The 17,270-nt window shown below is 58.6% G+C and carries 17 protein-coding genes; 7 read left to right on the top strand and 10 right to left on the bottom strand.

Translation table 11 applies throughout. The features are described from left to right. The first annotated feature begins 241 nt into the window (after positions 1-241). From GN111_RS24875 to GN111_RS24850, 6 genes are all read left to right on the top strand, one after another. The gene (locus tag GN111_RS24875) at positions 242-1,216 is read left to right on the top strand and encodes a phosphotransferase (protein ID WP_155306345.1); all 975 of its coding nucleotides are present in this window, start codon (positions 242-244) and stop codon (positions 1,214-1,216) included. Further along, positions 1,192-2,136: an ABC transporter ATP-binding protein gene (locus GN111_RS24870; protein WP_155306344.1), complete on the top strand. Its 945-nt coding sequence runs from the start codon at positions 1,192-1,194 to the stop codon at positions 2,134-2,136. Before GN111_RS24875 ends, GN111_RS24870 begins: the two co-directional genes overlap by 25 nt. Before the next feature lie 10 nt (positions 2,137-2,146). Then, positions 2,147-3,370 (top strand): ABC transporter substrate-binding protein, encoded by a 1,224-nt coding sequence (locus GN111_RS24865; RefSeq protein ID WP_155306343.1) that lies wholly within the window; start codon positions 2,147-2,149, stop codon positions 3,368-3,370. Next, complete coding sequence (locus GN111_RS24860) at positions 3,354-4,223, top strand: ABC transporter permease (RefSeq protein WP_155306342.1); 870 nt, start codon at positions 3,354-3,356, stop codon at positions 4,221-4,223. The genes GN111_RS24865 and GN111_RS24860 overlap by 17 nt, the downstream gene beginning before the upstream one ends. After that, a complete protein-coding gene (locus tag GN111_RS24855; RefSeq protein ID WP_155306341.1) occupies positions 4,220-5,005 on the top strand; it encodes an ABC transporter permease in 786 nt (261 codons plus the stop codon). Before GN111_RS24860 ends, GN111_RS24855 begins: the two co-directional genes overlap by 4 nt. Positions 5,006-5,118: 113 nt before the next feature. Further along, on the top strand, positions 5,119-5,442 hold the full coding sequence (locus GN111_RS24850) for an IS1/IS1595 family N-terminal zinc-binding domain-containing protein (RefSeq protein WP_155306340.1): 324 nt from the start codon (positions 5,119-5,121) through the stop codon (positions 5,440-5,442). On the opposite strand, the gene GN111_RS24845 is transcribed toward GN111_RS24850, so the two are convergent. After that, positions 5,437-8,463 carry a polysaccharide deacetylase family protein gene (locus GN111_RS24845; protein ID WP_155306339.1) on the bottom strand — a complete coding sequence of 1,009 codons (3,027 nt, stop codon included), beginning with the start codon at positions 8,461-8,463 and terminating at the stop codon, positions 5,437-5,439. The two genes, GN111_RS24850 and GN111_RS24845, sit on opposite strands and share 6 nt — an antisense overlap. 312 nt (positions 8,464-8,775) lie before the next feature. Between GN111_RS24845 and GN111_RS24840 the strand changes: the two genes are divergently transcribed. Further along, positions 8,776-9,654 (top strand): diacylglycerol/lipid kinase family protein, encoded by an 879-nt coding sequence (locus tag GN111_RS24840; protein WP_155306338.1) that lies wholly within the window; start codon positions 8,776-8,778, stop codon positions 9,652-9,654. Between the two features lie 255 nt (positions 9,655-9,909). Here GN111_RS24840 and GN111_RS24835 read toward each other — a convergent pair whose 3' ends face one another. The 9 genes from GN111_RS24835 to GN111_RS24795 all read right to left on the bottom strand — a co-directional run bounded on the left by GN111_RS24835 (position 9,910) and on the right by GN111_RS24795 (position 17,217). After that, positions 9,910-10,113, bottom strand: coding sequence for a cold-shock protein (locus GN111_RS24835; RefSeq protein ID WP_155306337.1), 204 nt, complete (start codon positions 10,111-10,113; stop codon positions 9,910-9,912). A 179-nt stretch (positions 10,114-10,292) separates the two neighbouring features. Next, positions 10,293-11,300, bottom strand: a complete 1,008-nt coding sequence (locus tag GN111_RS24830) for a peptidylprolyl isomerase (RefSeq protein ID WP_269433793.1) — start codon at positions 11,298-11,300, stop codon at positions 10,293-10,295. Between the two features lie 26 nt (positions 11,301-11,326). Beyond that, complete coding sequence (locus GN111_RS24825; protein WP_155306335.1) at positions 11,327-11,971, bottom strand: lactate utilization protein; 645 nt, start codon at positions 11,969-11,971, stop codon at positions 11,327-11,329. A 25-nt stretch (positions 11,972-11,996) separates the two neighbouring features. After that, positions 11,997-12,884, bottom strand: a complete 888-nt coding sequence (locus GN111_RS24820) for a DUF3108 domain-containing protein (RefSeq protein ID WP_155306334.1) — start codon at positions 12,882-12,884, stop codon at positions 11,997-11,999. Further along, positions 12,881-13,858 carry an iron transporter gene (locus GN111_RS24815; protein WP_155306333.1) on the bottom strand — a complete coding sequence of 326 codons (978 nt, stop codon included), beginning with the start codon at positions 13,856-13,858 and terminating at the stop codon, positions 12,881-12,883. Before GN111_RS24815 ends, GN111_RS24820 begins: the two co-directional genes overlap by 4 nt. A gap of 98 nt (positions 13,859-13,956) precedes the next feature. Next, positions 13,957-14,436, bottom strand: a complete 480-nt coding sequence (locus GN111_RS24810; protein ID WP_155306332.1) for a PilZ domain-containing protein — start codon at positions 14,434-14,436, stop codon at positions 13,957-13,959. After that, the gene (locus GN111_RS24805) at positions 14,437-14,925 is read right to left on the bottom strand and encodes a SoxR reducing system RseC family protein (RefSeq protein WP_155306331.1); all 489 of its coding nucleotides are present in this window, start codon (positions 14,923-14,925) and stop codon (positions 14,437-14,439) included. It abuts the gene before it with no gap. A 44-nt stretch (positions 14,926-14,969) separates the two neighbouring features. Further along, on the bottom strand, positions 14,970-17,024 hold the full coding sequence (locus GN111_RS24800) for a (Fe-S)-binding protein (RefSeq protein ID WP_155306330.1): 2,055 nt from the start codon (positions 17,022-17,024) through the stop codon (positions 14,970-14,972). Positions 17,025-17,079: 55 nt separating this feature from the next. Beyond that, the gene (locus tag GN111_RS24795) at positions 17,080-17,217 is read right to left on the bottom strand and encodes a hypothetical protein (RefSeq protein ID WP_155306329.1); all 138 of its coding nucleotides are present in this window, start codon (positions 17,215-17,217) and stop codon (positions 17,080-17,082) included. Positions 17,218-17,270: the final 53 nt, after the last annotated feature.

Raw genomic sequence — 17,270 nt, 5'->3', positions numbered from 1 at the left:
AGAATAAATTTTGTTTAAAAGTGGTTCAAAAAAGGAGGGGCGGGCCAACCGGCCATACTTATTTTTAAATATATACGGTTTGCGCGCAATGCGTGTCAATCCCCAATAAAAGGGCCTTCCGGCATGGGCGACCGGTGTCTCAAATTTCCAACGAAATTTACTGCACTCCAGGAAAATGTTATACAACGTTACAGGCAGAAGGAGGGTGATTCCTTTATATCGACAGGAAACAGGTGACGTCATGGCAGATCCAAAGGAACTGTCACGGATACGGACATTTCTCGCGACCGTTGGATGGATCGAAGAACCGCTGTCGGTTTCCTTTCTGGCCGCCGGAGAATACAATGCCAACTATCTGGTGGAAAGCGAAGCCGGCCGTTTCGTCCTGCGCATCAACCACGGCAGCCAGTTGGGTCTGGGCGGGGATCAGATCGCCTACGAGTACAAGGTACTCCAGGCCCTGGACGCATCCGGCGTGACCCCCCGGCCCATCGCCTGCCATCCCGACCCCGAACCGCTGGGCGGCGGCGCCCTGCTCATGAACTACCTGCCGGGCGATCCCCTGATCTATGAACGGGACCTGGAGCGCGCCGCCCGCATCTTCGCCCGCGTCCACACGGTGCCCGTACCAAAGGGGCTGGTGGTCCAGGCCGATCCGGTAATGGATATCGCCCGGGAAAGCAAAGGACTGCTCGACCGATTCGCCCACCATCCCCTGGAAAGCGAGGGTCGGCAAATACGGGCCTATCACCGGAGCGTCCTCGAACTGGCCGACCGCACCCGCAGCCTGTTTGCCGACGAAGCCCGCTGCCTGGTCAATACCGAGGTCAATTCCGGCAACTTCATCATCGGCGATGAAGGAGACTTTCTCGTGGACTGGGAAAAGGCCGTGGAATCCTGCCGCTATCAGGATCTGGGCCACTTTCTGGTTCCCACCACCACCTTGTGGAAAAGCGACACGGTATTGACGCCCGCGGAGAAAAACCGATTCCTCCGGGCCTATCATCGGGACGCCTGCCCGGATTTGGACTTCGATGAACTGGTCCTTAAAACAACGGTGATGGAAAAGACCATCCTGCTGCGGGCTCTGTCCTGGTGCTTCATGGCCTGGTACGAGTATACGCGGACCGACCGACCCCTGCAGAATGCGGACACATTCGCGAAAATCGAACAGTACCTGGCCGATATCCCATGGATCTTAAAGTCCGTCACATAACCAAACAATACCGGAGTAAAACCGTTCTGGAAGACATCGGCTTCGATGTCGGGCCCCATGAACTGGTATCCATCGTCGGACCTTCCGGGGTGGGCAAGACGACCCTGCTCAAGATCATTGCCGGGCTGGAAACCGCCGATACCGGCACGGTTCACTTCTCCGATCCGCCGACGCAGCACCACCCGGTGATCATCGTGTTCCAGGATTATGTCCTCTTTCCGTCCATGACGGTCCGCGAGAACATCGGCTTCGGGCTGCAGGCCCAGCGAATGGGCAAAGACAAAATCGACCGGCAGGTGGACCGCATGCTGGACTATTTCCAGATCGCCGACAAAGGGGACCACTACCCCGCCCAGCTCTCCGCCGGTCAGCAGCAGCGGGTGGCCATCGCCCGGGCCATGATCGTCAACCCGGCGGTCCTTTTGCTGGACGAGCCCTTTGCCAACCTGGACCGCAACCTGAAGATGGAAACCGCCCGCTTCATCCGCCGCACCCAGCAGGCCTTCGGAATTCCCACCATCAGCGTGACCCACGACCTGGAAGAAGCCTTTTCCATGTCCGACCGCATCGGCGTTCTTCTCGACGGCCGGCTGCGCCAGTTCGACACGCCCAAGGCGGTCTATTTCAACTCCGTCTCCCCACAGGTGGCCCGTTTTTTAGGTCCGGTGAACGCGATCCCGAGAAACCTTTTTCCGATATTCCGGGTGCCTGAATCCGAAACCGATGCGCATCTGGCCCGGCCCGAAAATCTGACCATAACCGCAGATGCCCAAGGGCCCGGGCGCATCGCCGAGAAAACCTTTGCCGGCCACTACACCGCCTATACCGTAACGATTCAGGACAATGCCTATACGGTGTACAGCCAGGCCGACCAGTTTACGCCCGGCCAGCGGGTGGCACTGCGACTCAAACCTTACTAAAGGAGAGACCATGATCCGAAAACTCGTTCTTCTCGCAGCCCTGGGGGCCATATTGACCCTGCCTTCAAAGGGACTGGCGCAACCGGCAGACGCCGCCCTGCTGGATATGCCCTTTGACCAAATTGAGGAGCAGGCCCGCGGCAGCCAGGTACGCTGGTACATGTTCGGCGGCTGGGCCCATGTCAATGACTGGGTGGACAGCTATGTGGCCGGCGAGATGAAAAAACGCTGGGGCATCGATCTCGTGCGGGTTCCCATGGACGCCGGGGTCTTCGTGAACAAATTGCTCAACGAGAAAGCCGCCGGCAAACGCACCGGCACCATCGACCTGCTCTGGATCAACGGAGAGAACTTCAAAAATGCCAAAGAAGCCGGTCTTCTCTTCGGCCCCTTTGCCGCGAACCTGCCCAACGTGCAGCGTTATGTGGACCCGAAAAGCGTGGCTTATGATTTCGGCTATCCGGTGGACGGTTACGAGGCACCGTATGGCCGGGCGCAGTTCGTTTTCGAAACCGACACGGCCCGCATCGACACCCCGCCGCAGACCATGGCCGCCTTGAAGGCCTGGGTCAAGGCCAACCCCGGCCGGTTCACCTACCCCCAACCGCCGGATTTCACCGGCTCCGCTTTTATCCGCCAGGTGTTCTGCGCCGTCACCGGCGGTCATGAACAGTATCTGGCCGGATGGAACCCGGATCTTTTTGCCCGCAAGGCCCCGCTTCTCTGGAACTGGCTCAACGATATCGAACCGTTTTTGTGGCAGAAAGGACGCACCTATCCCAAGGACAGCGCCGTGCTGGACACGCTCTTTTCCAGGGGAGAAGTGGCCTTCGGCATGTCCTACCACCCGCCCCACGCCCAGAACAAAATTCTCGAAGGCAGCTACCCGGAGACGGTGCGAACCTTCGTTTTAAAGGACGGTTCCATCTACAACACCCACTTTACGGCCATTCCCTTCAACAGCCCCAACAAGGCCGGGGCCATGGTGCTGGCCAATTTTCTCATTTCCGTGGATGCCCAGTTATCCAAATACGACCCGGAAAACTGGGGAGACTTTCCCGCCCTTGATCCGGACCGGCTGACACCGGCGCAGCGCAACCAGTTTCAATCCGTGGACCTGGGGCCGGCCACCCTGGGATCGGACCAACTGGACCCGGTGGCGGTTCCCGAGATTCCATCGGCGTACCTGGAGGCGCTGGAGCAGGGCTGGAAGACCCATGTCCTGGACAACTAACCTGCTGGCCAGGCTCAGCCCCCTGCTCCTGCCGTACCTGGTGCTGTTCTGCGGGGGTGTCTTTCTCACTGTCTGCCAGTCCCTGGGCGTTCTCACACCCCTGCCCTACGCAGGCAACCTTCTGGACGCCTATGCCCGCATCCTGGGCGACCCTTCGTTTTTTGCCTCCTTCGGCTTTTCCCTGTGGGTGGCGGCGGCCTCGTCGGCAATGGCCGTCACCGCGGGAACCCTTCTGGCTTATCGGGTCTGGCAACTGCCCCGCAGGCTTGCCGGCGCAGCCCTGATCTACAAAATCCCCCTGATTTTGCCCCACATTGCCGTGGCCTTCGTGGTGCTGGTGTTCTGGAGCCGGTCGGGCATCCTGGCATCAGTTTTCCATGCCCTGGGCCTGATCGGTTCCATGCAGGAATTTCCCAACGTGCTATATTCCGGCTGGGGAATGGGCATGATCCTGGCCTATAGCCTCAAAGGCGCCCCCTTTGCCATGCTTCTGGTAATGGCCCTGCTGGCCCGTTTCGACATCCGGCAGATCCAGACCGCCGCCATGCTCGGCGCCTCGGGGACACGGATCTTTTTCGCCATTGTCCTGCCCCGCCTGGCCCCCGCCTTACACACGGCCTTCATCATCCTTTTTCTCTACAGCTTCGGCGCCTTCGACATCCCCTACATCCTTAGCGAAAGCCGTCCCGGCATGCTGAGCATTCACGTGTACAACCTGTACTTCAAACACGACCTGATCCGCCGGCCGGAGGCCATGGCGATCCTGACCCTCATGTTCGCCTTTGCGGTCCTTTTTATCGTCGTCTATTCCAAGGCCGTCCGCCGCCTGGAAAACGGGGTGCGCAAATTATGAAACATGCCGCCACGATGCTGGTTCTGATCCTGCTTTTCGTTCTACCCGTGATCGTTCTGCTGCTGATCGCCCTGGCGCCCGGATGGCGGTTTCCCGATGTCTGGCCGCAGACCTTCTCCCTTACGGGCGTCTCCTATTTCCTGCGGCACCAACACCGGATTCTCTTCTCTTTGGGGAACTCTTTTCTCTTCTCCCTGCTGACCGTTCTGGTGACCCTGTCCATGTGCCTTTTTCCGGCGGCTGTTTTCGCCCGAACCGAATTTCGGAGCAAGGCGCTTTTGGAGGGCCTGCTCCTGACTCCGGCCCTGGTGCCGCCCATGACCTTTGCCATGGGCCTGCACTTTGTGTTCATCAAGCTGGCCCTGGCCGAAACCCTGATCGGGGTGGTCCTGGTGCTGGCCATGTTCAGCTACCCGTACATGTTCCGGGCACTGGTCGCGGGCTTTCAGACCATGGGCGAAAAATACCGGATCTGTGCCCGGAATCTGGGTGCCGGCCCGCTGATGACACTTTGGCGGGTGGAGCTGCCGCTGCTGATGCCGGCAGCGGTCGCCGGCGGCAGCGTGGTGTTCCTAGTTGCCTTTTCGGAGTATTTTCTCGTCTTTCTGATCGGCGGCGGCAGCGTAGCTTCCTTTACCGGAACCCTCTTTCCCTTGCTCTCCTCTTCCAACCGATCCCTGGCCGCCATCCTGACGCTGATTTTCCTGCTGCTGCCCGTTGTCCTGTTCCTGATCGTGGATACCCTTCTGGCATACGTCTACCGCAAAAAAGGCCTGCTTTGAAAGCGCACCTGATTTCAAACAGGGATCTAATCCGACGCTAAAGGAGAACTAACACATCGTGCCTAATTTGGTTTCACAAGGGAAAGAAGGATCGATCCCCGAAGGCAGGTGTGATGGAAGAGCAAGCCACAATATGCCCGGCATGCGGTTCGAGTGCGACCTATCGCTATGGACGCACCATCAACGGCAAGAAGCGGCGAATCTGCATGATCTGCAACCGCCAGTTCATTGTCGACGGTCCGCGGAAAAACGATGCAGTCAGGCCGAACTGCCCGGTCTGCAACCAGCCGATGCACCGCTACATGCAAAAAAGGGGCTTCACCCGGTACCGGTGCAGCAACTATCCACAATGCCGGACCTATCTGAGGATCGATAAACCCGAAAAATCCAGCCAGCCCGCATCGTTCAGCGACGCAAAGCCACCATACCTGTCATAGCAGATGCCACCGGATCCATGCATTGACATTGGCCCACAACAGCTTCGCCTTGAAATCCAGCGGAATGGCCATATCGGGGGCAACCGCCGGCCTGAAGCCAAAACGGATCGGTCTTGACCGCTTCGTCCCGCTGCCGTCGCCTCGCAGGGCTTCGATGGTCAAGATGAAATCGTGACCGGCGACATCCAGCGCGGAGCGGTCGAGTAAAAGCGAATGGCCCGCCGAGACGAATGCCCGTTCTTCCCGTTTTGTAACGTTCCGGCAGCGGATTCGATACTGGGTGCCGGGATCGTCATCCGCATCCCATTGCAGCAGCATACCATCGCGATAGGGCAGGGCCAGAAACCCGGCCGGCGGCAGCGAATTTTCCCGTGACGGTTTTGGCGCCTTTGCGGCAAAGGTTGCGCTGGCCATCGGCGGCCGGGCAAAGGCAACCAGATCAGCCTTGACATCGTCCGGGACAGCATCCCCGGCAAAAAAGGCCACCATCAGCTCGAATCGCTCCAGGCGGCCGTTATAGGTCGGGCCGGCGCTGTGCAGTTGCGGCGCGGACAACAAAACGGCTTCATATCCCTGTCGATTGCCCCGCGTGGGCGGAACGATCTGGCTGCCATGGTAGGTGCCGAAGGGATTGGCGCGGATGGCAAATTCTCTGGTTTGCGGGCGATAGTCCATTTTGAAGGGGCAATAGGCAAAATTGGCGCTTACGTTCGGATTCATGGCCACGGCCATACCGTTTCCGGATGTCGTCACGGCGGCATATTCGGCAGTGATGTGGTTGTTGATGCTGGCCACATTGCGGTTTTTCGACGAATACTTGTAGTAATCGACGGCATAGGCGCCTTCTTTTCCCAGATAGTTGCGCTTGTGGATGAAAAAAGGATGTATTCTGCTGGCCCGTTGTAAATACCGTAATTCCACCGGAGCGACTTCCTGCCAGCCGTCGTCGATCTTGCGTGCAAGTACCGGCCTATCTGCGTGTATCACCTGGTTTCGCCAGGTATCCGGATAACGCACTGTGCCTTCGACAAACAGATAAGGCACTCCGGCGATCAGGCGCAAGCGGGTATCCACCCATCCCGGGGCACGGGTCACCCCTGGCGGACCTGCCCAGGGGCCGTGGAGCCTTACGACTGCCACGCCGTCATCACCCGGCTTTTCCACGGTTACGGTCAACCGTTCGGGGGTGATGCGCTTTCCCCGGTAGACGATGTATGGAATCAGGCTGCCCGCGCCCAATTGAGCGTCCCCCTCCTTGACAACCCGGATCGGGTGCCCGTTGGCATCGAGATGGACGTCAATGAATTCGTTGTTCAGGTGGGTTGCGTCGGCAAACACCTGTCCGCGGGTCTTATCCGCATCGCGGGATCGATCCTCCCGCTGGCAGAGGAAATAGACGCCGTCGGGCATCTCGTGGTCTTTGAATACCCGCAGGGTCAACGATGTGCCGCACTCCGATGACCGCTGTTCGACAACGGCAGCGGGAATCGAATGGCCCTTCGCGTCGATCAGGGCATACCGGCTGGTCCCGGCAGCATTGTCGGGCAGGGTAACGGCCAGGTTGCGGTCGCCGGTCCGGACATCGTCGGGCGTGTCGTTCAGAACCACGAAAGCATCCACCAGGCTACCGGTATTCGAAGCCTGACGGGGTGGAGGGGTTCGGGCAACCATCGTCGCCGAATGTTGGGCGATGAAGGCTTCGATTTTCTCGCTGTAGTCGTCCAGACGGTTGAGCAGGGCCGCCATGGCCGATTCCCGTTCTTTGGCCAGAAATGGTGTCGCCAGACCGAAATTGGTCGTCGACAGGGCGCGCAGCCGGAGATCGAAGGACGCTTGCAACAGGTTCTGACGCCTTGCCGGTAAGCCCTCGTCCGGCGACAGCGCACAGGCCTTGCGGGCCATCCGGTGAGCCCGGCGGTTGCGCACGATGCGGGTCCAGTAGTCAGAGGCATAGGCCTTTTCCGCCCAGGAATCGTACCCGTTGAAGCTGCCGTCGGCCGTGTCCTGGCCAAAGTAGACGGTCCCAACCGGCGGGTGGTCCGCCAGATAGTCTGTCAGGTTGGTGAAGCGCACCCAATCCAGGTCGGCCACCGATTCGACCAGTTGGGCGATGCCGCCGGTGTTGGGCAGCCAGCGCAGGTGCCAGGGCAGCGGTTTGCCGGTCCAGAATTCGGCGTCCGCATCGAAGTTGATGAAAATAAGCACATCCCGGTCGATTTTTCCCTCCTGCTGGAGATCGTGCAACTCCTGCACCCAATTGCGCAGGCTGACATGCTCCACGAGGTCGCCGGCATGATAGGACGGGATGATGCCGATTCGTTCCCCGGTTGCCGGATTGCGATACGCGATGGGATTATGGGCCTCCGTGGGCGTCAACGTTCGGGAAAACATTCGGAAAGCATCGAAAGGGGTGGCGCTGTAATAAAGGGAGACGTACTCGATTCCCAATTCCCGATAGCGCTCGAAATGGCCGGGGGTGGTCATCATCTCCTGGGGGCGGACGATGGGGGCCACCGTGCCGAAAAGGTCTTCGATGCCGCTGCCCTTTTCGTTGGTAACGGCCCGCTGCACGGAGGCCATGAATTCCTCGTTGTTCATGGCCGATGCCAGGCCATTGTCGTAGGACATTAAAATGGCTTCATCGCGGCCTTCCGCAATGCGCCGCCGCACATCGGGAATGATATCCGGTGCGTGAACGGGCAGAATCTCCTGAAGGGAGAAAAGATTGTCGAAATCCCATACGGCCTTGACCGGGACGCCGCTGCGGTTGAAGCGGTCCAATTCGCGGATGGTGTGCCGGATAACGTCGATATCCTGTCCGAATCCGTTTTCGTCGTTGGTATCCCCGCGAAAAGAGTGGTACAAATTGACGTGGAAACCAAAGGCAATATGGACCTTGTAGTGCGGCACAGCGGCTGAAGGGGTGTGTTCAAGCGCTCTCGGCAGCCACACCATCGTCATGACAACGGCGATCAGTCCGATCCAGAGGATTTTTTTCAATGCTGTGCGACGCTTGCTCATGGTTTCGATCCAGCGGTTGTAAAAATTGGGAAAACGGACGAGAATACAACCAATTGAAAAATTGATGGATTCCCAAAAAGGCGGGGTAGGGGCGAAAAATTTTTCACCCGTACGATCATTGAGGATTCCCGCCTCGGGAATGACAAGTCTGGTGACTTTTTGCGAGACTGCCAAAAGTCGATAGTCATCGGTTGTCCTGACATGCCAACCCGTTTCTAACGAAACGCTAACATTATGCTAACAATGCCAATGCATCGGATCAACTCAAAACGTCTGTTTTTGTAGGTGTTTAATGAAAGATGGGGACCCGCCATGAAATCGATGCCGCGCTACGCCATCCTCGCCAACCCGGCTTCCGGGAATCTTTCCATGAGCCGACGCTACGCCCTTCTCAAAAAGGCTGCCGACCTGCTGCGCGCCGACATTCACGGACTGGATACCGCTTCGGCCGAGGCATTTTCCCAGTGCGCCCGCGAGCAGGCCGAACGCTGTGACGTGCTCGTCGTGGCGGGTGGAGACGGAACCTTCTCTCTGGCCATCAATGCCGTCGAAACCCCATCCACGGCAATGGCCTTTTTGCCTTTCGGCACGGGCAACGCCCTCACCTATGCCCTGGGGTACCGGGGAGGAACGGAAGCGATCGCAGCCAGGATCCGCGCAGGACGCATGCATTCCTGCGATCTGATCGACTGCGGCGGGAGAAAAAAAGGATTTATGGTATCGCTGGGTATCGACGGCGCACAGATTCGTCGATACGAGCAATATAGGCGGCGGGGCTATGGGGGGCTGAGCGCCCACATCCGGGCCGGTCTGAGGGCGTATTTTCAGGACTATCGACCCACCGGCGCCTGGATTACTGTGGATGACGCCAGCCGGCGCGTCAGGAGGCTGACCAGTTTCATGGTCGTCAAGCAGCCATTTTTCGGTATGGGGTTGCAGGCCGTTCCCCGGGCCTGTTGGAGTGACGGTCATCTGCATACCCTCACGCTCGCCTCCGGCCTGCCGGGAATCGTGGGCGGCCTGCTCACTGGATTTACCGTCGGCAACCGCTGCGGCGACTATCGCCGCGGCAAAACGGTAACCGTAAAATTGAACGCGCCGTTGACTTTGCAGATTGACGGGGATGTGGGGTGGTCGGCCAACCGGTTCACGTTTTCGGTGCTGGCGGGAGCCATCCGGCTGAAATATTAAGAAGTGCCCATCCAGAAATGGCCAAGCCAATCTTACCCTTGGCCGATATCTTTGTTGCGCGAAAAATTTTATCCTCGAAATATTAACCATATGACTGCGGTAAAATTTTTCGTGCGCCTCGATCTCGACCCAATTTGCCTATTTCTGGATGGGCACTTAGAAGGAGGCGGGCAAGCAACGGCCTTTCCAAAAAAACCGGGACGCCCAAGCGATGCTTGCCTGGGCGTCCCGGTTTGAAATTCGTCGTTTCTTAACTCAGGTCGTTTTTCTCACATTCTTGGCCTCGGGGCCGCGGTCGCTCTCTTCGACATCGAACATGACCACATCGCCCTCAGACAGCGTCTTGAATCCCGGCATGTCTATGGCTGAAAAATGGACAAAAATGTCCCGACCTTCGTTTTCGTTGATAAATCCATACCCCTTTTTGTCATTGAACCATTTTACTGTTCCGTTAGCCAAAACCCTGACCTCCTCTCCCTCTTGGTTCCTTACCAGTACTCCCCCCTTTTGCCTTTACAGACGATACTCCGGCACTTGGAACTGGCGCCTCAGAAGATGTCGGATCAGGATTTGCGTTGGCCAAATTATCATCCAAAAAAAATCATTAGACAATGAATTACTCCTTGTCAAGGAAAAACCTACAAAGGAAATCGTTTAATATCCGCATGTTCCTTCAATTTCTCAATGTAGGCGTCGATCTTTTTCCCCTCCTGCTCCTGGCGCAGGCGGCTGGCGATGGCCTCCTTGACATCGTTGAAAGGCAAGGTCTGCTCCTCCTGACGCTCGGTCACCCGAATCAAATGATAACCAAAACGGGTCTCGACCACGTCGCTCATCTGGCCCGGTTGCAAGGCAAAAGCGGCATCGGAAAAGGGCTTGACCATTTGTTCCCGGCCGAAAAAGCCCAAGTCTCCCCCCTTGGCCTTGCTGGGGCAGTCGGAGTTCTCCATAGCCAAAACGGCGAAGTCCTCACCGTTTTCGATGCGGGCTTTCAGCGCCTGAATGGCGGCCAAGGCTTCGTCTTTCTTTGCCGGGTCGGCATTTTCGGGGACCTTGATCAGGATGTGCGAGGCCCTCACCTGCTCCGGCCGGCGGAACAGGCTGGGATTGTCGTCGTAGAAAGCGCGGACCTGGCGATCCGAAAGGGAGATATGCCGGGTCACCTTGTCGTCGATCAGAGCTTTGACGGCCAGTCCGTCCCGGATCTGATTCTTGAGGCTCTCCTCGGAAAATCCCATATCGGCAAGAGCCCGGGCATAGCCCATCTCGCCATCGAATGCTGCCTTGAACTCGCTTAAGGCCTTGGTTACGAGGCTCTCCTTGACATCCACCCCCGCGGATCTGGCCTGCTGCAGGAGCAAGGTGCGGTTGATCAAAGTTTCACGGATGTTGGCTTCATATTGCTTCAATTGGGCCGCACTCACCGGCTGTCCCTGGCGGGCCAACCGCAACGATACCAGCTTCATCTCCCGGTCCAGGTCCTGGCGCATCAGCATCTGGTCGTTGACCCGGGCGATCTGCCCGACCTGCGGCTGCGCCTCGGCGGCGGTTGCCGGAAGAGCCGAAAAAAGCAACGCCAGGGCAACGGCGAAAACGGACAGGCTTCTGGTCAAAAAGATCATTGTTTTCTCCTTAATCGTGTCCACGTGGACACGTCACGGTTGAAGGGGTATCAGAACCCCAGAGACTGGCCGATCAAAACGACGCTGATGTCGGTCAGCATCGGCTTGCGGTGCAGGATGGCGGTGATGCGGCAGATGCGCTGGGGCACCCGGCAGTCCGAACAGCGACCGCTTTCGGCGCAGGGAGTTTTCATGTTCAAACTTTTGGCCCGCATGGGCGCGGCCACGTCGCGCACCCGCTTCAGGGCGCTGTCCAGATCCGGAGTCACCTTGTTCATCCCGGCGACGATGACCACTTTCTGCGTGCCGAACGTCATGGCATTGGTGCGGTTTCCGATGCCGTCCACATTGACGATTTCGCCGGTGGCGGAAATGGCGTTGGCACTGCATAGAAAACAGTCGCAGCGTCCCTGGGCCAAACGGATGGACAGATCCTCTTCTTTGCTCAAGTCGGCCTGCCAGTGGTCGTGAACGGTCTTTCCAGCAGCCTTGAGCTTTTCAATAATTCCCAGACTCCGCGTCGTGTCGGAACCGCCGAAGCCGAAGGATTCGAAGGGCGCCGCCAGCTCCATGATTACGGTGGCGGCGGCCGAAGCGTCCGGTACGAACCGGGCGTCGAATTCGTTCTTGATCAGGTTCTTCACACAGCGCTCGGCCCATTTATCCCACAACCAGCTTCGATAATCGGATTCCATTTTAACCCTCCTGAAAAGACGGTCTTCAAGGCCTTGTCGACAACTCGGGCTCCGCCGGCGTCACTGTCCCGATCATACCCGTCAACTCACCCGTAAAGCTGCCGACAACCACTTTGCTTTTCAATTTTACCGGCAGCCGGCGCCGGTCCGCAGTCACCCACAATTGCAGCTTGGCGTCGGGGCTTTTTTCGAAAACACCCCCGACGTGCCGCAAATCCGGCTCGAGGAGAAAGGTGTCGAACCTTCCGGCGGGGACCCGGATGCTCTCCCGCCGGACGACATGGGCAATCCCCAGAACGTGTTTCTTGCCGTCCGTCACCGGACGCTGCAATCGACCACCAACGGCCAGCGGCGCGAACCGGGACCAGTAGAAAATGGACAGGGGATCGAAACTGCCTTCCGTGATGGCGATCGGTTCACGGACGTCGTTCCCGTTGACATACTGCGCCGTCATCGCGTCCCAGTCGAATGAAACGGTGATATCCCTTCGTGTACTGCCCTCACGCTGTTTTTTTCGGTACAGAAGGGACCGTTGCATGGCGGCGTCAGCCCATGCATCGACGCGGTCCCGCACCGTGTAAAAAGCGTCTACAAACGCATTGGACCGGGCGGTGAGCACAAAGTGGAAGGCGTCCAGGCCGGCCATATGTTCCCCGGGCAGCACCTCCAGAACGGCCGTGCCGGCGGGAACAATGGTCCATTTGAGTGCAAAGGTCAACCGTTCACCGGGCTGAAAAGCGGTGAGATTTGTCGGGCGGTCGTCTTCAGCATGGGCGGAACCCGCGGCAAGCAAAAAGGCCGCAACGAATAAAAAGAAAATCCGCTTGCCCGGGATCAGGCGATTCAGGGCCCGTTTGCTTCCGGCCTCGCCATGCTGTCGCCGGACGGGCGGCTTCCGAGCGCTGCCGTTCATGGCTTCAGGCTTCCCGCGGAAATGGCATTGCCAGTCAGCATGCGGCGGCGTGCCCGCAACCACAACCAAAGCCGGTAGGTATGGGCAAACATCACCGCCACAACCAGCCGCGGGACCCAAAGCCAAAAGGGGTGAATGCCCAGGGGAATGAAAACGGCCGGGTCTTCCAGCATGGCGTGATTGATGCCGATGGAGACATGCAGTGTTTTCAACCGATCCGAAGGCAATTTTCCCTCCCGAACCTCTTCCACGATCAGCGCGCCGCCGTAGGTAATCCCCAGAAACGCGGCCGTCAACCACAGCATGCCCACCTGTCGGTCCAGGCCCAGCAGTCCCAAAAACGGTTTGATCAGCCGCACCACCTTTTCGATCAGGCGATACTGCTTTGCCAGTTCCATACCCATCATCAGCACAACGATGATCAGCAGCATCTTCAAACACAACTCGGCCATGTCTGCGCCCCAGGTTTGAAGCGCCGGCCAGAAAGCGATCTTTGTTGCTGCCGGCGACATGCCGGCCGTTTCCCGGGCGGTCTCCGGACCCAGGAGCCAACCGATGGCAAATACCGTCAAAACTGCCGCCGCCAGACGGTTGGCCGTGGCCATCCACATGGGGCAGCCGGAATGGTGCTGCACCAGACCTTCCTGGATCAAGCTGTGGGCAATCAGCAGAAACACCGCCATCAGGGTCATCTGCTGCACGGTAAAAGGCAGGACGGTCATGGCCGCAATCCCGCCGTAAATGCCGGTCAACAGGCCAACCAGCAGCGGCAGCGCTGCCATGGCCGGCAGATGAATGGCCCCCATGAGCGGCTCCAGCAGCCCGTCCAGGTGGGCCAGGCAACCGAAGAAATCCAACAGAAACGTCAACAGGGAAACCGGCAGGATGATTTTGAGCATCCAGACGAACCCCCGCCATCCTTTGGCGGCACCCCGTCGCAGGCTTACTCCTGCTGGAATCGGAAACGATGGCATGACGATACTCCCGAGCGACGGCCTTTATCGGCCGGTTTTTAAAAGATTGTTTATATCACAGATTCAAGGGCAAGGCACATATAACATGGGGTGGACATTCAGGGCAGCAGATAGAATCCCAGGGCAGGATCGTCCAGTTCGTTGGGGTGAAAAGAGGCACCCACGGATTGTCCCCTGATATTCCGGACAATGACGCGTTTCCTCATGGGCGTCCGTTTGCGGTCGTCCAGGCGAAATTCAACGATCAATTCAGCCCCGACGGTAAAAGAGCGCGCAACGGTTAACTGCATTTGAAGACCGGTGGCGGAAAGATCCACCACCCTGACCAGGCCGGTATCCTTTGTCCCGTCTTCTCCCAGCAGGGTGAATCGGCCCGGAAGATCGACGCCTTTGCGGTATTGACGGCGATTTTCCAGCCGGCAGCGGAAGCGGTGGCCGCAGCCGCAGGTGCAGGTGACCGTTACTTTCTTGCCGAACGTTGCGTACTGGCTCACATCCGCGGTCTTGGCCTGGCCGCACTGCGGGCAGCGGAAGGTAGCCGTGTTGCGGCTGGATATGAAAACGGTCTGATCGCTCACTTACGAAACGCTCCCGGACTGTACCGGAGCATCGGCCGATGGAGGTCGTGCTCCTCGGATCTTGATGATTTCAGGCTTGTAACTGGCGTCTTTGGAGAGAAACCGGCCCACGATGCGAATGGTAATAAATGCGAGCCCGAAAAAAAGAAAACCGAACAGGGCGGACAATCCCGACGGATCGGATCCCCGCATACCGGCCACGGTCTGCCCGAGCAGGGCTCCGGCAATCATGGCCAGAATCGGAAACACGTAGAGCAGAAAGGTGGCTTTCAGCAGGGAGGAAGTCTTGATATTCAGCACAATCCGGTCGCCTACCCGGGCCCTGGCCGTGTTGATGGCCTCCACCTCCATCTCTTTTCCACCGCCTTCGGCGTGGCAGGCGTCTCTGGAGGAACAACCTTCGCAGGCGCTGGAACGGGTGGTCTTGACCCACGCAGTTGCCGGCCCGGCTTCTCCCAGTTTAAATACGATTCCTTCTTCAGTGGCCATAATCTCTTTATCGACGGGTCATTTATGGTAAATTTTCGGTACGGTCAGGCATTGACCGCGTCACGGATCTGTTCCAGCGGCTGCAGCTTTTCAGCATTCTGGTAGCAAATCAGTCCGCAGCGCAGGCATCGGGCAGCTTCCGCTTTGGCAGCGGCCGTGTCGAACCCTTTCTCCAGTTCCATTTTCCGGGTCAGTTCCCGGCTGTCGGCCAGGGGCATGATCTGACGCGGGCTGGCGGCAACCTCCTCCACATGATCCACATTCTGAATGGCCGTATCCGCTTGAATGACGTTTTCAGGCAAATCCAGGGAGATATCGTAAATCAGCATGTGAATCGTTGCAGCGGCTCGCCGTCCGGCGGCGATGGCCTTGATGGCACCGCTGAAATCAGTCAGGATGTCGCCCTTGGCGAACAGCCCGAATTCCTCGGCATTGGCAGGCTGCTTGTACGGCGGTGTCGCGACCCAGGCTCCCGAAGGAGTGTCCGTTTCTTCTTCTCCGGCGGGCCGGGCGAATACCAGTTCGGGAAAGCGGCCAGCGGAAAGAACCAGGGTCCGGGCGTTCAGCATCTGGATTTGTTCGTCGGCTTCGTCCCGAATCTCAATCCCCGTGAGCGCCTCTCCCTGCCCGAAAAGGCGGGTAACGCCGACGCCGGTAAGCACCCGGGCACCGGCTTCGCTCAACGCGGCTGCCGTGGCCGCATCCGGCGCTTTTCTGAAGATGAAGGTCAGCCGCTCGGCACCGGCTTCCCGTGCTTTTTCAAGAACCTGTGCGGCCAGCGTTTCACCGCCGAGGATTACCGTTTCGCCTTCACAGGTGACTGTCGAATGCCCGTCCCGTCCGGAACGCAGCAGATCCAGCAGCAGAAAACAGCCTGGTATCGGCATCTCGACTTCTTTTTCGGCACCCCGGGACAAACGGCTGTCCCATCCGCCGGATGCCAGGAAAACCGCTTCGTAACCCTCATCCAGCAACCCGGAAACACTCGCGTCGCGGCCCAGCATCTGGCCGGTCTTTGCTTCGACGCCCATCTCCAGGATGCCGTCGATATCCCATTTGAGGATCTCTTCGGGTAGCCGGTATTTGGCAATGGCGCTGTTGAGCAGACCCCCCAGACGGTCGGTAGCTTCATAAACCACGGCGGCGTGTCCCAGGCGCGCAGCAAAGAAGGCGGCGGAAAGACCCTCGACCCCGCCGCCGACCACGGCAATGCGGCGACCGGTGTCCGGTGCCTTGAACGGCTGGACGCGCTCGTTCTGGGTACGTTCATAATCGGCGACAAAGCGCTTTAAAAAGTTGATGGCCACCGGCTCGTCCACATATTGGCGCCGGCAGTCGTTTTCGCAGGGTCGGGGGCAAATTCGGCCGATCACCGTGGGAAAGGGGTTGCGCTCCTTGATGGTCTGGACTGATCCCTGGTAATCGCCGTCAACGATCTGTTCGATGTAACGGCTGATATTGATGCCCGCCGGGCAGGCGCGCTGGCAGGGGGTGGTACAGTCTTCGGTGGTGTACTCTTTTAAAATTCTGCGGGTAACGGACGAAAGGGTGATAATGTGTTTGGGGCAGACCCGCTCGCAGGTACCGCAGCCGGTGCATTTGACCTCGTCCACCACAGGCAGGCCCTCGGGGCCCATGACGATGGCACCGAAGGGACAGGCAGCGGCACAGGTGCCCAACCCCAGGCAACCGATATTGCAGACCTTCATGCCACCGGAGAGCAGGGCGGCGGCGCGGCAGTCGTTCAATCCGTCGTAGCTGTATTTTGTCTGCGCGTCGGCCACGCCATAGGTGCAACCGGGCAGGGCGATGTCCGGTTCCTTGGCCTCCACGGACACGCCGAGGATAGCGGCGATGGCCAATGCCGTCTCGTCTCCGGCCGCCACACAGGAACTGGGCGAGGATTTGCCCGCCACGATGGCTTCGGCATTGGCGCTGCACCCTGGAAAACCGCAGCCACCGCAGTTGGCTCCGGGCAGCACGTCATCGATGGCGACGATTTTGGGATCCACGTACACATAAAAAACCTTGGAAGCTATGGCCAGGCCGACCCCCACCACGAGTCCCAATCCGCCCATCAATAGAATCGCTATAGTCATGTCAACGCTCCTGTAAAAAACGGTTTCTTATCAAGCCCGATATCTGTATTTTCCTTCATCCCTTGTTGCGATGAATCTTTTCGCGCAACCCCTTTTCGTTTATGGTGTCCGGCAGGGCATCCTTGACCCGGATGGAACCGGCGGTAAAACAAACGGTATCACCGCAAAGCAACAGGTAGGTTTGGTCCCTCAAGGCCGGTCGATCCTTCTGCGCTTCCGATATGCTTCAGGTCCTGCGCGGTCGGA

This window comes from Desulfosarcina widdelii, assembly GCF_009688965.1.
Lineage (GTDB): Bacteria > Desulfobacterota > Desulfobacteria > Desulfobacterales > Desulfosarcinaceae > Desulfosarcina > Desulfosarcina widdelii.
This window is presented reverse-complemented; position numbering and strand designations above follow the sequence as displayed.

What these genes read in the sequence shown, in the direction of transcription:
- GN111_RS24870 (WP_155306344.1), top strand. Translation starts at nt 1,192, where the DNA reads ATGGATCTTAAAGTCCGTCACATAACCAAACAATACCGGAGTAAAACC.
- GN111_RS24840 (WP_155306338.1), top strand. Translation starts at nt 8,776, where the DNA reads ATGAAATCGATGCCGCGCTACGCCATCCTCGCCAACCCGGCTTCCGGG.
- GN111_RS24805 (WP_155306331.1), bottom strand. Translation starts at nt 14,925, where the DNA reads ATGGCCACTGAAGAAGGAATCGTATTTAAACTGGGAGAAGCCGGGCCG.
- GN111_RS24820 (WP_155306334.1), bottom strand. Translation starts at nt 12,884, where the DNA reads ATGAACGGCAGCGCTCGGAAGCCGCCCGTCCGGCGACAGCATGGCGAG.
- GN111_RS24850 (WP_155306340.1), top strand. Translation starts at nt 5,119, where the DNA reads ATGGAAGAGCAAGCCACAATATGCCCGGCATGCGGTTCGAGTGCGACC.
- GN111_RS24815 (WP_155306333.1), bottom strand. Translation starts at nt 13,858, where the DNA reads ATGCCATCGTTTCCGATTCCAGCAGGAGTAAGCCTGCGACGGGGTGCC.
- GN111_RS24855 (WP_155306341.1), top strand. Translation starts at nt 4,220, where the DNA reads ATGAAACATGCCGCCACGATGCTGGTTCTGATCCTGCTTTTCGTTCTA.
- GN111_RS24800 (WP_155306330.1), bottom strand. Translation starts at nt 17,024, where the DNA reads ATGACTATAGCGATTCTATTGATGGGCGGATTGGGACTCGTGGTGGGG.
- GN111_RS24825 (WP_155306335.1), bottom strand. Translation starts at nt 11,971, where the DNA reads ATGGAATCCGATTATCGAAGCTGGTTGTGGGATAAATGGGCCGAGCGC.
- GN111_RS24875 (WP_155306345.1), top strand. Translation starts at nt 242, where the DNA reads ATGGCAGATCCAAAGGAACTGTCACGGATACGGACATTTCTCGCGACC.
- GN111_RS24865 (WP_155306343.1), top strand. Translation starts at nt 2,147, where the DNA reads ATGATCCGAAAACTCGTTCTTCTCGCAGCCCTGGGGGCCATATTGACC.
- GN111_RS24845 (WP_155306339.1), bottom strand. Translation starts at nt 8,463, where the DNA reads ATGAGCAAGCGTCGCACAGCATTGAAAAAAATCCTCTGGATCGGACTG.
- GN111_RS24860 (WP_155306342.1), top strand. Translation starts at nt 3,354, where the DNA reads ATGTCCTGGACAACTAACCTGCTGGCCAGGCTCAGCCCCCTGCTCCTG.